This is a genomic window from Pseudomonas palmensis (genome assembly GCF_017848315.1).
Classification (GTDB): domain Bacteria; phylum Pseudomonadota; class Gammaproteobacteria; order Pseudomonadales; family Pseudomonadaceae; genus Aquipseudomonas; species Aquipseudomonas palmensis.
This window is the reverse complement of the sequence record NZ_JAFKEC010000091.1, coordinates 1-13,972: the sequence shown is the minus strand read 5'-3', so window position 1 is coordinate 13,972 and position 13,972 is coordinate 1. Positions and strand designations below refer to the sequence as shown.

Sequence of the window (13,972 nt, the reverse complement as noted above, 5' to 3'; positions counted from 1 at the left end):
GTTTGAGGTGGGGCATTGAGGGCCCCTTCGCCGGCAAGGCCAGCTCCTGCAGTGTAGGAGCCGACCTTGCCGGCGAAGCTGTTAAATCAGCCCAGGCAGGTTCAACGCCTGCGCACACGCTGCCAGCGAGCGCCGCTCGCTCTCGGCATACAGCGCCAGCTCATCCTGCACCGACTTGCCCAGCGCCTGCTCGAACGCGTCGCGGTTGGCATTGCTGCCGTACTCGCTCTGCGCGCCTTCGCCCAGGTTGGACTGGAAGATCCCCGCCGCACTCACCGGCAGGAAGTCCTCGTAGACCAGGGCTTCGAAGTGCACATGCCCGGCTTCGATCAACGCGCTCAGCGAGGTCGGCCGCTGCGCCTGGTCGCGGGCACTCAGGCCGGCTTCGGTCGGGAAGTAGCGGAAGTACGCCAGCCCCTGCTCGCGCATCTGCGCCAGGTCGTCCGGGAAGGCTTCGAAACGCTTGCCCAGCAGGCTCATGTAGCGCTCGGCATTGGCCTCGGCCGGCACGCCGCCCAGGTCGGTCCGCGCTGCGTCCAGCAACTGGTCATACAGCACGCGACCCTTGGGGGTCAGCGCCGCGCCGCGTTGCTCGATCTCGCCGAAGCGTGCGGTATGGCTGCCCCCTTCGCTGCCCTGCTGGTCGGTGAATGCCACGCGCTCCTGCAAGGCCTTGAAGCTGGTCTGACGCAACAGGATCGGGCAACGACGCGGTGGCGGGCCCTCGATCACGGCCTTGGGCGGAATGCCCTTGGCCGGCATGCCGACCTGGATCGCATCGATGTCCAGGGTGCGCGGCGTCAGGTGGTTGATGTGCGGGCCCTTGAAGGCCACCACATCGGCGATCAGGCGGTGCTGGTCGTGCAGTTGCTGGTACTGCTCGGCCGTGACCGTCGCGTCGTGGTGCCAGCGGAAGGTGTGCAGTGCTTCATTGACGAACGCCTCGGCGTCGGCGGCATTCAGGCCTGCGTCGGCTTCGAACTGGGCAATCAGCTGCAAGGCACGCGGGGTGAAGATCTGCCGCTTGGCCAGGATCGATGCGGCCAGCTCGCGCAGGGCCGGGTTGTCGATCAGCTCCAGGCGCAGCAGCGAAGTGAACACGCGGAACGGGCTGATGTGCAGCGACTGCTCGTGCACCGCGCGAAACGCGGTGGAGTGCACCGGTACGCCAGCCGAGCTGAGGTCGTAGTAGCCCACCGGGTACATGCCCATCACCGCGAACAGGCGGCCGATGGTCGCCAGTTCCTGGGCGGTGCCGACGCGGATGGCGCCGTGGCGTTCCTGGTCCAGGCGTTCGATCTCGCCGGTCCAGCGTAGCGCCTCGGCCACCTTGGGCTGCTGGGTCATCACCTGTTGATTGATCTCGCTCACCAGTTCCAGCAGGGTGCCGTAGAGCGGCACCTCCTGCTTGTACATGAGCGACATGGCCGCGGAAAACTGCGCGCGAATGCTGTCCGGGCTGACGAAATCTTGAGCGGGCATCGAAAGCTTCCTGGTGGTAAAAGTCACCCTTACATGAAAGCGAGGAATGCAGGCCGGGCACAAGCGAAAAAAATTCGAGGGATCATTCCTGTAATTCAGGACCTCGGCGCGGTCGCCTGTTCACGGATCCATTCCACCAGGCTGCGCACCTTGGGTACCTCGGCGGCATGCTCGGCGAACGCCACAAAGTACGCGCCGCTGCTGCGCATCGCGTAGGGCCACGGTATCACCAGCTTGCCCTCGGCCAGTTCCTGCTCCACCAGATAGCGCGGCACCAGCGCCACGCCGCAGCCCGACAACGCGGCGCCCACGCACATATAGAAGGTATCGAAGCGCGGGCCGTGGTAGCTGTTGGCCGAGTGCAGGCCCTGTTCCAGAAACCACTCGTGCCAGGCCTCCGGGCGCGAGGTGCTTTGCAGCAACACGCGCTCGGCCAGCTCGCCGGCCTCGGTCAGGGTATGCCCCTGCAGCAGTTCCGGGGCGCACACCGGCACCACCTCGTCGCCGAACAGCTCGATGCACGTGGCCCCCGGCCAGGTGCCCTGGCCATAGAAGAACACCACGTCGGCGGTGTTCTGCAGCAGGGCGAAAGGCTCCATCTCGTTGCAGATATCCAGGTGTATATTCGGGTAGCGCTTGCCGAAGCCCTTCAGGTGCGGGATCAGCCAGCGCACGCCGAAGCTCGGCTGGGTGGCCACCTTGAGCACTTCGGTCTGCTGACCGTAGGACAGGATGTAGCGGCTGGACATGTCGACCTGGGTGAGGATCTTGTTCACCTCGGCCAGGTACAGCGCGCCCGCCGGGGTCAGCTGCAGGCGTCGGCGGATCCGCAGGAACAGGTGATGGCGCAGCATGTCTTCGAGCTGCGCCACCTGCTTGCTCACCGCGCTCTGGGTCAGGTGCAGCTCTTGCGCAGCGCGGGTGAAGCTCAGGTGTCGGGCGGCCGCCTCGAAGCATTGCAGGGCGGCCATCGACGGCACCAGACGTTTGGACATAGCGGTATCACTCACCCGTCGAATCATTACCTGGCGGAATGATGTGCAGAATAAAGGTCGTTTGTAGCGCCAGAGTGATCGGATTAATACTGATCCCATCACCAATTACAACCACTCACCGCCTTGCAGGAGAAGAATAATGGTTGATGGATTGCTCGACCGCCTGGGTGTACCGGCCTCTGCCTACACCCATGGCAACCATCCCGTTCACACCCCGATCGACGGCAGCGCGATTGCCTCGGTGCACCTGGAGTCCAAGGCTCAGGTACTGGGCAAGATCGAACAGGCCGAACAGGCCTTCCTGGCCTGGCGCAACGTGCCGGCGCCGCGTCGCGGTGAGCTGATCCGCCTGTTTGGTGAAGTGCTGCGTGAGCACAAGGCGCAACTGGGCGAACTGGTATCCATCGAAGCCGGCAAGATCACCCAGGAAGGCCTGGGCGAAGTGCAGGAAATGATCGACATCTGCGACTTCGCCGTCGGCCTGTCGCGCCAGCTGTACGGCCTGACCATCGCCTCCGAGCGCCCGGGCCACCACATGCGTGAAACCTGGCACCCGCTGGGCGTGGTTGGCGTGATCAGCGCCTTCAACTTCCCGGTGGCCGTGTGGGCGTGGAACACCACCCTGGCGCTGGTATGCGGCAACGCCGTGATCTGGAAGCCATCGGAAAAGACCCCGCTGACCGCACTGGCCTGCCAGGCGCTGTTCGAAAAAGCCCTGAAAGCCTTTGGCGAAGCGCCGCAAGGCCTGGCGCAGCTGATCATCGGCGACCGCGACGCCGGCCAGGCACTGGTCGACGACCCGCGCGTACCGCTGGTAAGCGCCACCGGCAGCACCCGCATGGGGCGCGAAGTCGGCCCACGCGTGGCGGCACGCTTCGGTCGCAGCATCCTCGAGCTGGGTGGCAACAACGCAATGATCCTGGCCCCGAGCGCCGACCTGGACCTGGCCGTGCGCGGCATTCTGTTCAGCGCCGTGGGTACCGCCGGGCAGCGCTGCACCACCCTGCGTCGCCTGATCGTGCACCGCTCCATCAAGGACGAAGTGGTGGCCCGCGTCAAAGCAGCCTACGCCAAGGTACGTATCGGCGACCCGCGCCAGGACAACCTGGTCGGCCCGCTGATCGACAAGGGTTCGTTCACCGCCATGCAGGACTCCCTGGCCCGTGCCCGTGATGAAGGCGGCAGCGTGTTCGGCGGCGAGCGCCAGTTGCAGCAGTACCCGGATGCCTACTACGTGAGCCCGGCGATCGTCGAGATGCCTGGTCAGAGCGAGGTGGTGCGCCATGAAACTTTCGCGCCGATTCTCTACGTGCTGGCCTATGACGAGTTCGACGAAGCGCTGCGCCTGAACAACGAAGTGCCACAGGGCCTGAGCTCGTGCATCTTCACCACCGACCTGCGTGAGGCCGAGCGCTTCCAGAGCGCGGCGGGCAGCGACTGCGGCATCGCCAACGTCAACATCGGCACCAGCGGTGCCGAGATCGGTGGCGCGTTCGGTGGCGAGAAAGAGACCGGCGGTGGCCGTGAGTCGGGTTCCGATTCGTGGAAGGCCTACATGCGTCGTCAGACCAACACCGTGAACTACTCGCGCGAGCTGCCGCTGGCGCAGGGCATCGTGTTCGACTGATAACCGCGTCGGCCCCTTCACCGGCAAGGCCGGCTCCTACCGCAACCGTGTAGGGGCCGGCCTTGCCGGTGAAGGGTGCTTCCCGTTCCAAGGCCAACCAACGGAGGCGGCCATGACCGACCTGCGTCAAGAATGTCTGTGGGAGTTCGTCACTCCGCCTGCGGCGCCTGCCGCCGCACTGACGGCACAGATCAAGGCCGATGTGTGCGTGATCGGCGGGGGTATCACCGGTCTGTGCACGGCCATCAACCTGCTCGAGCAGGGCAAGTCCGTCGCGCTGCTCGAAGCCCGTGTCATCGGCCATGGTGGCTCGGGGCGCAACGTCGGGCTGGTCAATGCCGGCACCTGGATCCGCCCCGACGATGTCGAGGCCACCCTGGGCCAGCAACAGGGCAGCCGCCTGAACAAGGTACTGGGTGAAGCCCCGGCCGAGGTGTTCGCCATGATCGAACGCCTGGGCATCGACTGCCAGGCACGCAACGAAGGCACCCTGCACATGGCGCACAACGCCAACGGCGTAGCCGACCTGCAATCGCGTCACCAGCAATGGAGCCGACGCGGTGCCGACGTCGAACTGCTGACCGGTGCGCAGTGCCAGGAATACTGCGGTACCGACAAGATTTCCGCCGCGTTGCTCGACCGCCGCGCCGGCACCATCAACCCCATGGGCTACACCCGTGGCCTGGCCGCCGCGGTACGCCGTCTGGGTGGGCAGGTGTTCGAACAGTCCGCTGTCACCGGGCTCACCCGCGAAGGCAGCGCCTGGCTGGTGAAGACTGCCCAGGGCGCGGTCAGCGCCGACAAGGTGGTGATCTCCACCGGTGCCTACACCGAGGGCGACTGGACCGCGTTGCAGAAGCAGTACTTTCGCGGCTACTACTACCAGGTGGCTTCCAAGCCCCTGCAGGGCGCTGCGGCCGACAACGTGCTCAAGCACGGCCAGGGCTCGTGGGACACGCGCACGGTGCTCAGCAGCATCCGTCGCGACGACCAGGGCCGCCTGCTGCTGGGCAGCATGGGCCGGGTCGACAACAAGCCGGCGTGGTTCGTGCGCAGCTGGGCCGACCGCATCCAGGGGCACTACTTCCCGCAACTGGGCAAGGTCGACTGGGAAATGCACTGGACCGGCTGTATCGACTTCACCCCGGACCACCTGATGCGCCTGTTCGAACCGGCCCCGGGCATCGTTGCGGTCACCGGTTACAACGGCCGTGGCAACACCACCGGTACTGTGATCGGCAAGGCCTTCGCACAGTACCTGCTGCAGGACGATCCGGATGCACTGCCGATCCCATTCGCCCCGATGAAACCGGTATCGGCCCCGTTGCTGCGCACCGGCTTCTACGAAACCGGCTTTTCGCTGTACCACGCCGGGCAGTGCCTGCGCGTGCTGCTGTAACCCCCGCTCCAGTGCGCGGCCATCGACAGGGATGCCCTGGTCGATGGCCTTCGGCATTGCCCGCATGCCGTCCACCTGCCCGCATTTTCAACGCCCCGTACCGCTCGCGCCCGGTCGAGAATCATTAACACCCGCGATTTTTTCAATTGGACTGGATCCAATCGGTAGTGTCGTTTAGCCTTCGCCGCCATCATGAGCGCCTTTGCGCTGAACGCGCTCGCTAAAACGGACTTGAAGGGTGCCACTTGCACAACATTCCCCATATTCGCCTCCACCTGCGTGACCTGGTTCGTACCGAGTCCTTCGCCGAGTTGAACAGCTACTTCGATGCCCTGCAGGCCGAGTGGAGCAGCGCCGAGCCTGGCACCCACCATTATCTGGACACCGCCCGCACCGGCACGCTGTTCGACTTCAGTGTGACCCCGGCGCCGGAGATCGCACGCTTTCTGCAGGCGTGGGTCGCCGCCTGCCCGGATGCCTTCCATCCGCGCCTGTTCCTGGGCAACTACTGCTATGGCCGCGCCGGCAATATCCGCGGCAACGGCTGGGCCAACAGCGTGACCGACGACTGCTGGCTGGGCGCGGCGCTGGCCTGTGAACTGTCGGCGGTGCACCTGCTGGCGGCGCTCGAACGTTCGCCGCAGCCGGTGGCTGCAGGCGTCACCCTGATGGAGCTGTGCGCGCACTTCCACGAGCCGGCGTGGCTGAACGCGCTGTTCGGTGGCGAGCCTGCCAAGGGCATGGCCAGCGACAACCAGGACCCCGAACTGCTGGAGATGGCGGTCGAACACCTGGCCCACTACGGCCTGACGCCCTTGCAACAGGCCCCCACGGCGCTGCCGGCCGGCCTGCCGCAACGCCAGGCGCACGAGATGGACCAGGGTCAGGATTACTGGCTGCACCGCGTGATGGAGTGGCGCCCGGACTGCCTGGAAGCGCTGCTCAACTATGCCAACTACCTGTTGCCACGCTGGGGCGGCAGCTACGAAGACATCGAAGGCTTTGCCAGCGGGCCGCTGTGCGCCGCGCTGAGCGAGGCGCAGCGCAATGCGATCCGCTGGCTGGCGTTCTACGACATCCACGAGGATTATCCCGCCAAGGAGGAATTCAACGCTGCACGCGAGTACCTCGAGCACTTCGAGGCCTGGCTGCAGCGCGACCTGCTGCCAGCCTACCGCGGTTATGCGCTGGGTTACTTCGGCCAGTTCTGCAGCTATTCGCTGGACAACCAGCCACGTGCGATGGCGATGCAGGTCGCGAGCGTGCAGGCCTTCCCCGAAGGCGAGTACTTCCGCCATGTCGAGGGGCCGTTCCACAGCTTCGTCTACCTCACCATGGTGGCCAACATGGCCGACGAAACCGGTGCCTTCAAGGTGGCGGTCGAGCGCATGTGCGCGATGAACGAGTTGGGCGTGCCGGTGGCGATCAAGGCTGTCGGTCACCAGTTCGGCCTGTGGGGTTTCGACAAGGACCCGCAGTGTGTGCCGGCCTTGCTGGACCGCGCGCGGGTGCTGGGCGAACACGACCTGGGGGACTCGGGCCTGGACATCGTCAGCCTGCCGTCATTCCTGTGGGACGGTGGGCGCCACGACGAGGGTTACTTCCTGGCGGTGCAATGGGGCGAGCGTGGCCTGCCGGGCGCGGCCTATTTCCTGCACGAGGTACACACCGGTGCCCGTGAAGAGGCCCCGCAACGCTATGTGGACGAGGGCGAAAGCCTGCGCTGGCTGGAACGCGGTGCCCAGGACGGCTGCCCGCAGAGCATGTTCAACCTGGCCTGGAAAAAGCTCTTCGACGACGAGCTGGACATGCGTGTGCGTGCCAACCTCGACGAGGTGCTGCGCCTGTTCGAAGGCGCCCGCCAATCGTCGCGGGCAGAACAGCGCGCGCGCATCCGCATCGGCATCCTGCTGCGCGACTTCGGCACTGCCGAAGAGCAGGAAACCGGCGTGAAGTACCTGCGTTCGCTGGTCGACTGTGACGATGACTGGGTCTCGGCGCGTACCAGTGCCGAGATCGCACTGGCCTACCTGCGCGGGCAGGGCGTTCAGCAAAGCCGCTTCGCTGCCATCGAGTGGGCGCAGCATGCCGTGACCCAGTTGCCCGACAACGAAGGCATCCAAGAAGTCCAGTACGAGGTGCTCAACTCCCACAGCCTGCTCAAGAGTGTCACCAGCGTGTTCGGTGCGTTCCTGGGGCGTGGCAAGGTCGGCGCCGACGACCTGCCGCCCAAGCCGGCGCAGTAACGCCCATGGCCGCACTGCAACGGTTGCGACTTCGTGCCTGGCTGCTGCTGGGCAACGGCTTTCTGCTGGTGGGCGGGCTGGCCCTGTGCGCGCTGCCGCTGGCGATGTGCATGTGGCTGCCCGGTGCTGCGGGGCTGCTGGCCGGGTTCGTGACCCTGCCAGCGGGCATGTTCGGCTACAGCATGCTCAAGCTGCCCTTTGCGACGCGTGCCGATTCCAGCGAGGACGGCATCGCCCTGCAGGCAGTGGACGCGCCGCAGCTGTTCGAGGAAATCGAGCGGTTGCGCCTGGCACTCGGCGCGCCTGCGCTGGATGCGGTGTACCTGAACGACGACTTCAACGCCAGTATCCGCCAGCACCACGTGCTGTTTCGCAGGACGCGCAACGTGATGTGGCTGGGCCTGCCCTTGCTCGACACACTGTCGCCACGGGCCTGCGCGGCGATCCTGGCGCATGAGTGCGCGCACATCGCCCAGCGTCATGGCCGCTATGCCAGCCGCGTGTATTTCGCACGGCTGCAATGGCAGGCGGCGAGCGAGCGGCTGGAGCGCCATCGCTCGTTGTCGAGCGCGCCGCTGCGTCTGTTCGTGGGCTGGTACGTGCCGCGTTTTCTGGCCGTGAGCATGGATTTTGCGCGGCGCTGCGAGTACCAGGCCGACGCCGAGGCGGCGCGGGTAGGCGGGGTCGAGGCGATGCGCGAGGCGCTGGTCGGCCTGGCCTTGCAGGGGCGGGCACTGGAGCAGGCGTTCTGGCCCAAGGTGTTTCTTGCCGGCAGCGCCACGCCATTGACCGACCTGGCCCGCAGCGGTGCGCCGAGCCTGCCGCAGGACATTGCCGAGGCCCGCAGCTGGCTGCATGGCGCACTGTGCAACGAGACCGACGACAGCGATACCCACCCGGCGCTGGCCGACCGCCTGGCGGCGCTGGGAGGGGCACCCGATCAGCCCGACGCGGCACTGGTGTGGCAGCGCAGCCAGCCCAGCGCGGCGCAGGCCTGGCTGGGTGAGCAGCACCTGCCATTGGCGCAGCGCCTGGACGAACAGCAGGCCGATGACAATGCCCGGCATTGCCAGCGCGCCCGTGACGAGCGCGAGGCATTGGTGGCCGAGCAGCACGACCTGCAGCGTAAACGGCGTATCCGTGCGCTGTCGGGCCACGAGATTGCCCGGCTGGCCTGGCTGTACCGCACCCTTGGCGAGGCGGGCGATGAGGCGCTGCGTTTGCTGGAAGATGCACTGCAGCAGGCGCCGGACGCGGCGGTGCGCTATCAGCTGGCCGAGTGTCATGCCCAGGCCGGGCGCCCGGACGCCGCAGCAGCACTGTGGCGGCAGGTGGCCGAGCAGCGCGGGCCGTTGCAGCTGTACAGCCTGCGCAAGCTCAGCGTGCTGGCCCTGCGCAGCGATGACCGCGGCGCGGCCGAGCACTATCGGCGCGAGGCCGATGCCCTGCAGCGTGCCGATAGCGACGATGACGGTGAAGACGGCGAGTGGGTGCCCCACGACCTGGTGCCCGTGGAGCGCAACAAGCTGATCGAGACGCTCACGCCGCTGCTGAAACTGGCGACCGGCGTGTGGCTGCTGCGCGAGACCGGCACACGGCGCTACATTTTGCTGGTACTGGCGCGGGACTCGCTGACTTTCCGCCTGGTCAGTCGCCTGACCGGCGAAGACAGCTACCTGCGCCGGGATTGCCAGCAGATGCTCAACCGCCTGCTGCCGCGCATTCGCCTGGACCTGGTGCCCGTGGTGATGTCGGCCGGGGATGCGCGGCTGGTGTTCTGCTCGCAGGCGTCGCAGCTGCGCTTGAGCGCGTTGCTGTAGTGCTTAGATTCGATTGGTAAATGCCTTATTGCCTGCTCTTCAACACTTGCCTGTTTTTGCGTCAGGGGCTTGGGGAGCCGGCGGTTTACCGTCCGTTACGGCTTGCTCAAGTTGAGCAGGCCTACGCCAAACATGAACCAGGCAAACCCAATGATGATCAGCCATGAGGTAATAGTCAGGCGCCTTTTGAGCGCAAGAGGGAATTCATGAAAGTCCTTCGGATCCAGCTGCCCTCGTTTGATGGAGCGTCTTGCATACAACATGATCCCGCTGAGTCCTGATACGATCATGCATCGAGAAATGAAGCCGTGTGTTCCCCATATCTGCAAGAATCTGGGCAGACAGTCACTGCGCCGAAAGGCGTGAAGCAAACTTGAAAAATGTCGAGAATGGGCAAGTTGTACCTCTGACAAGAGGCCCCCGATCCCCAAGAAGCAGGGGGTTAACATAAACGCCAGCGCCCAGTGGGACTCCCAGAAGGCCATCATGGCTGGGCGTGCTCATAGATAACTTCCCCTAGCCATTCACCACCTGACATACCACCCAGACTCCCTGCTAAAGCCCCTGCACCGACGATGGCGACACTACAAACGGTCGCACTCACCGGTCCTAAACTCAAGCAACCTACCGCGAAAACCCTGTTTGCAGCGGCGCCCCCCAGTGAACCAAAACTAAGCCCTCCCAAGAAACTGCCAGCCTCGGTGAAGCGTATCTTTTTACACGCCTTGGTTTCTCCAGCCATGCACGCCTCTCGAATCTTGAAGTACGAAGAAGCAGCACCTATCACTACGCCGATGTGCCCGCCGGTCTTCAGGTACGTTGACATCCTTGCCACCTTCTCCAGGTGCGTTGCATATCCCGGAATTTGTCCTGGGACGCCCGCTTTGCTCCAATGATGCACCAGACTCCTGCTCGATATTCCAAGGCCTCTGCGCAAGGTGTCATGGCTGCCCAGGTTCATCGGTTTGTTGAGGAAGGCTATCCGCAACTGCGCTTCCATTCGCTTGAAAAGTTCTTTACGGGAAGCGAAGAACTGTGGGCTTTTCAAATGGCCATGCTTGGAGAATTGCTGCTGATGCAAGAGCTCGACCTGATGCAGTGTATTCTTCAGGTCTTCGAATGACCTCGCCATCATGGCCTGGGCCACCCCCATCGACAGACTCACGTCACTTAGTAATCCTGCGATTTCGGCCTGGTGCCTCATCATGAAATCGGCCTCATCGGGGCTCAGACCGGCAAGACTATCTCGCGCCAGTTCTGCCGCTTCCATCAGATGCAGTTCCTCACGCGTACACATCTGTGCACTTCCTGGATCACCGATGACAAAGATTTCCCCTGCCTTGAAGCCGTTCTCAAAGGTTGGGTTGAGACGCTGCAGACGAATGGCCAGGTGCCTCTGCGGGTCAGCCAGCCCATGCAGCACCTGATTGAATGACTGGCTGTGCTGGACAATATGAAAGCCCGGCTCCAGTCTGGGCTGCGCGAATGTTGTCATTGTGCTGACTGCTTGTCGTGGTGAGGGAGTCGACTCAAATCCGAGCGTCGATGCGCTAGGCTGGAGTGGAATGCTGCTCCTGATGGCAGGCCCTTGATGTAGCGGTGCAATGACATAGTTGCTGCCCAGCGGACATTTGCACTGAACCAGTGAGCCATCCACGGCTGTGCTGAGGCCGTCCTGTCGCCAGCGCGATTCACCCTCGATGATCGTGCCTTCTGCACCGCAGTGAGGGCAGGGTGTGGTCCTGTCGCCTTCAAGTAGCCAAGGGATGTCGTGCACCTGGCCGCGCGCATGACTGGCTATGCAGATTGCACCTGTACTGGTGAGATCTCCGTCCAGACCTTGGCCCTTGCCGAAGATATTCATGCGCTGGCTCATGATTCACCCGCGCAATGGAAGCAATGGGAAAGGAGAACGTTTTTCTTGGTCATGAGTGGGTGTCGCAAGCTGGGAAGAGCGCAACTTAGCAGTTGCTTATCCCGGATTTTCCCGGCTTGGAACGGTAAGGAAAGGTCCTGCGTGATTTTAGGATTTGGACGTAATCAGGTGTGCCAGGCTGTCGCCGTGGCTGGTATCCGGGGCGATCACGGCGCCCAGTTGCAAACGCTTGGCCAGGGGCACCGCAATGACCGCGGCAAGCAGGAAGATGACGGCTGTTTGCAAAAGGCTGCCTTCGTGTGGCATCGCTCGGTTCCAGGGGGCTGCTACGGCGGCAGCGTTGAACAGTGAGGGCGCATGATGAGGCTGCGCCCGGCATTGCACAAACCAATGGGCGTCAAGGCACCTAAGGCCCGGGGCGGTATTGCAGGGCCTCGGCCAGGTGCACGCGCGCAATGTGTGCGGCCTGTTCCAGATCGGCCAGTGTACGTGCCACCTTGAGCAGGCGGTGCGCGGCCCGTAGCGACAAGGTTAGTCGTTCGCACGCGGTTTCCAGCCAGTGCTGATCGTCAGTGGACAGCGCGCAGTGCTGGCGCAGGCCGGGCAGCTCGAGAAAGGCGTTGGCACAGCCCTGGCGCTGTTGTTGTCGTTCGCGTGCGGCAGCCACCTGCCCTGCGATGTGGGCACTGGCGGGGCCGTTGTCGGTGCAGTGCGAGAGCGCCGTGGCTTCACGGGCGACGGTCAGGTGCAGGTCGATGCGATCAAGCAACGGGCCGGAGAGCTTGTTGCGGTAGCGCTGGATCTGGTCACTGCTGCATCGGCAGCGACCGGTGGGGTCGCCATGGTAGCCGCAGGGGCAGGGGTTCATCGCTGCCACCAGTTGGAAGCGGGCCGGGAAGCGGATCTTGTCCTTGGCCCGGGCGATCACGATTTCGCCCGATTCCAGGGGCTCGCGCAGCACTTCCAGCACGCGCCGCTCGAACTCCGGCAACTCATCCAGAAACAGCACGCCATGGTGGGCCAGGGTGATCTCGCCGGGTTGCGGGCGGCTGCCACCGCCGACCAGTGCGGCCCCCGACGCCGAGTGATGCGGGTGGCGAAACGGACGCTGCGGCCAGCTGTTGAGCGGCAGCGGGCTGGCGACCGACTGGATGGCCGCCACCTCCAGCGCTTCGCGCTCGTTCAGCGGTGGCAGCAGGCCGGGCAGGCGGCTGGCGAGCAGGGTCTTGCCGGTGCCGGGTGGCCCGCTGAACAGCAGGTTGTGGGCCCCGGCCGCTGCGATCAGCAGGGCACGCTTGGCGGCAAGCTGGCCCTGCACCTCGTTGAGGTCGGGGTAGGGCTGGCTGTGCAGGACCAGGCCGTTGGCCTTGTAGGGTTCGAGGGGCTGCTGGCCGTTGAGGTGCGCGACCAGTTCCAGCAGGTGGTCTACGGCGTACACCACCAGGCCCGAAGCCAGGCAGGCCTCCTCGGCATTCTCCCGTGGCACCGCCAGGGCGCGCCCGGCTTCGCGGGCGGCAAGGGCGGCAGGCAGCACGCCCTGCACGCAGCGCACCGCCCCCGACAGCGCCAACTCGCCCAGGCACTCCACCGCGTGCAGCGAGGCGATCGGCATCTGCCCGTTGGCGGCCAGGATGCCCAGGGCTATTGCCAGGTCGAAGCGTCCGCCATCCTTGGGCAGGTCGGCGGGGGCGAGGTTGAGGGTGATGCGCCGCGCGGGGAACTCCAGGCCGGAGTTGAGGATGGCGCTGCGCACACGGTCCTTGCTTTCCTTCACCGTGGCTTCGGGCAGGCCGACCAGGGTCAGGTTGGGCAGGCCGTTGGCCAGGTGCGCTTCGATGGTGACCGCAGGGGCCAGCACGCCCACCTGGGCGCGGCTGTGGACAAGGGCGAGGGACATGCACACTCCATGATCGGGACAATGCCGCGTCCTGCGGCTGGGGCAAGGATAGTGGTGCGCGCGCAGGGTGCGCGGGGGAGAGTGAGTCGAGGTTTTGCAGCGGTTGACGGGGCCAGGGGCGCTGTTCAAGATCACGGCGCCCCGGTGCAGCCTTCGCCGGCAACACCGGCTCCAACAAGGGCACAACCAGACAGGAGTCTGTCATGCAGTCGTTCATCCGACCCGCCACTACCGCCGATATCGAGGCGCTTTTCGAGATCCGCACCAGCGTCGTGCAGAACCATCTGTCTCGCGAACAGATGCTGGCGCTGGGTATCACCCCGGCCAGCCTGGCCGAGGCCATCGCGGCCGCCCCGTGCGCCTGGCTGGCGGAAGTCGAGGGCATGCCGGCGGCGTTTGCCATGGTCGATCTGGAAGACGCCTGCGTGTTCGCGCTGTTCGTCAAACCTGCATTCGAAGGGCAGGGGCTGGCCCGCCAACTGATGGTCGAGGCCGAGGCCGCGCTGTTTGCCCTGCATTCACGCATCTGGCTCGAAACCGATGGCCGCGACGGCGTGCGTGCCAATGGCTTCTATCGCCGCTTGGGGTGGGAGGTGGTGGCGCAGTTGGAGGAGGGGGATGTGCGGTATG

General features: G+C 65.0%; 9 protein-coding genes and 1 pseudogene. 5 read left to right on the top strand and 5 right to left on the bottom strand.

Annotated features, from left to right (window positions below):
- Positions 1 to 81: 81 nt before the first annotated feature.
- Together hglS and JZZ72_RS26660 are read right to left on the bottom strand one after the other, a co-directional pair.
- Positions 82 to 1,482, bottom strand: coding sequence for a 2-oxoadipate dioxygenase/decarboxylase HglS (hglS, locus tag JZZ72_RS26665; protein ID WP_196932041.1), 1,401 nt, complete (start codon positions 1,480 to 1,482; stop codon positions 82 to 84).
- A gap of 95 nt (positions 1,483 to 1,577) precedes the next feature.
- A complete protein-coding gene (locus JZZ72_RS26660) occupies positions 1,578 to 2,477 on the bottom strand; it encodes a LysR family transcriptional regulator (protein ID WP_043863342.1) in 900 nt (299 codons plus the stop codon).
- Positions 2,478 to 2,616: 139 nt separating this feature from the next.
- Here JZZ72_RS26660 and amaB point away from each other — a divergent pair, with 139 nt between their 5' ends.
- The 4 genes from amaB to JZZ72_RS26640 all read left to right on the top strand — a co-directional run bounded on the left by amaB (position 2,617) and on the right by JZZ72_RS26640 (position 9,569).
- The gene (gene amaB / locus JZZ72_RS26655) at positions 2,617 to 4,104 is read left to right on the top strand and encodes an L-piperidine-6-carboxylate dehydrogenase (protein WP_210015430.1); all 1,488 of its coding nucleotides are present in this window, start codon (positions 2,617 to 2,619) and stop codon (positions 4,102 to 4,104) included.
- A gap of 112 nt (positions 4,105 to 4,216) precedes the next feature.
- Positions 4,217 to 5,503 carry an L-pipecolate oxidase gene (gene amaA / locus JZZ72_RS26650; RefSeq protein ID WP_058541726.1) on the top strand — a complete coding sequence of 429 codons (1,287 nt, stop codon included), beginning with the start codon at positions 4,217 to 4,219 and terminating at the stop codon, positions 5,501 to 5,503.
- 245 nt (positions 5,504 to 5,748) lie between these two features.
- Entirely contained in the window at positions 5,749 to 7,749 is a 2,001-nt protein-coding gene (locus JZZ72_RS26645; protein WP_043863345.1) for a DUF4034 domain-containing protein, read from the top strand.
- Positions 7,750 to 7,754: 5 nt separating this feature from the next.
- Positions 7,755 to 9,569 (top strand): M48 family metalloprotease, encoded by a 1,815-nt coding sequence (locus tag JZZ72_RS26640; protein ID WP_058541728.1) that lies wholly within the window; start codon positions 7,755 to 7,757, stop codon positions 9,567 to 9,569.
- A 484-nt stretch (positions 9,570 to 10,053) separates the two neighbouring features.
- On the opposite strand, the gene JZZ72_RS26635 is transcribed toward JZZ72_RS26640, so the two are convergent.
- The 3 genes and pseudogenes from JZZ72_RS26635 to JZZ72_RS26625 form a co-directional block, all read right to left on the bottom strand.
- Positions 10,054 to 11,445: a PAAR domain-containing protein gene (locus tag JZZ72_RS26635; protein WP_210015429.1), complete on the bottom strand. Its 1,392-nt coding sequence runs from the start codon at positions 11,443 to 11,445 to the stop codon at positions 10,054 to 10,056.
- 204 nt (positions 11,446 to 11,649) lie between these two features.
- Positions 11,650 to 11,751, bottom strand: a pseudogene (locus JZZ72_RS28395) (hypothetical protein); the annotation flags it as partial.
- Between the two features lie 100 nt (positions 11,752 to 11,851).
- The gene (locus JZZ72_RS26625) at positions 11,852 to 13,342 is read right to left on the bottom strand and encodes a YifB family Mg chelatase-like AAA ATPase (protein WP_058541731.1); all 1,491 of its coding nucleotides are present in this window, start codon (positions 13,340 to 13,342) and stop codon (positions 11,852 to 11,854) included.
- Between the two features lie 203 nt (positions 13,343 to 13,545).
- Here JZZ72_RS26625 and JZZ72_RS26620 point away from each other — a divergent pair.
- Positions 13,546 to 13,972: GNAT family N-acetyltransferase (locus tag JZZ72_RS26620; protein WP_210015428.1), on the top strand; the 427-nt coding region annotated here is incomplete at its 3' end.

Bases quoted from the DNA above. Each gene is read 5' to 3' on its own strand.
- JZZ72_RS26625 (WP_058541731.1), bottom strand. From the start codon at position 13,342: ATGTCCCTCGCCCTTGTCCACAGCCGCGCCCAGGTGGGCGTGCTGGCC.
- JZZ72_RS26635 (WP_210015429.1), bottom strand. From the start codon at position 11,445: ATGAGCCAGCGCATGAATATCTTCGGCAAGGGCCAAGGTCTGGACGGA.
- amaB (WP_210015430.1), top strand. From the start codon at position 2,617: ATGGTTGATGGATTGCTCGACCGCCTGGGTGTACCGGCCTCTGCCTAC.
- hglS (WP_196932041.1), bottom strand. From the start codon at position 1,482: ATGCCCGCTCAAGATTTCGTCAGCCCGGACAGCATTCGCGCGCAGTTT.
- JZZ72_RS26660 (WP_043863342.1), bottom strand. From the start codon at position 2,477: ATGTCCAAACGTCTGGTGCCGTCGATGGCCGCCCTGCAATGCTTCGAG.
- JZZ72_RS26640 (WP_058541728.1), top strand. From the start codon at position 7,755: ATGGCCGCACTGCAACGGTTGCGACTTCGTGCCTGGCTGCTGCTGGGC.
- amaA (WP_058541726.1), top strand. From the start codon at position 4,217: ATGACCGACCTGCGTCAAGAATGTCTGTGGGAGTTCGTCACTCCGCCT.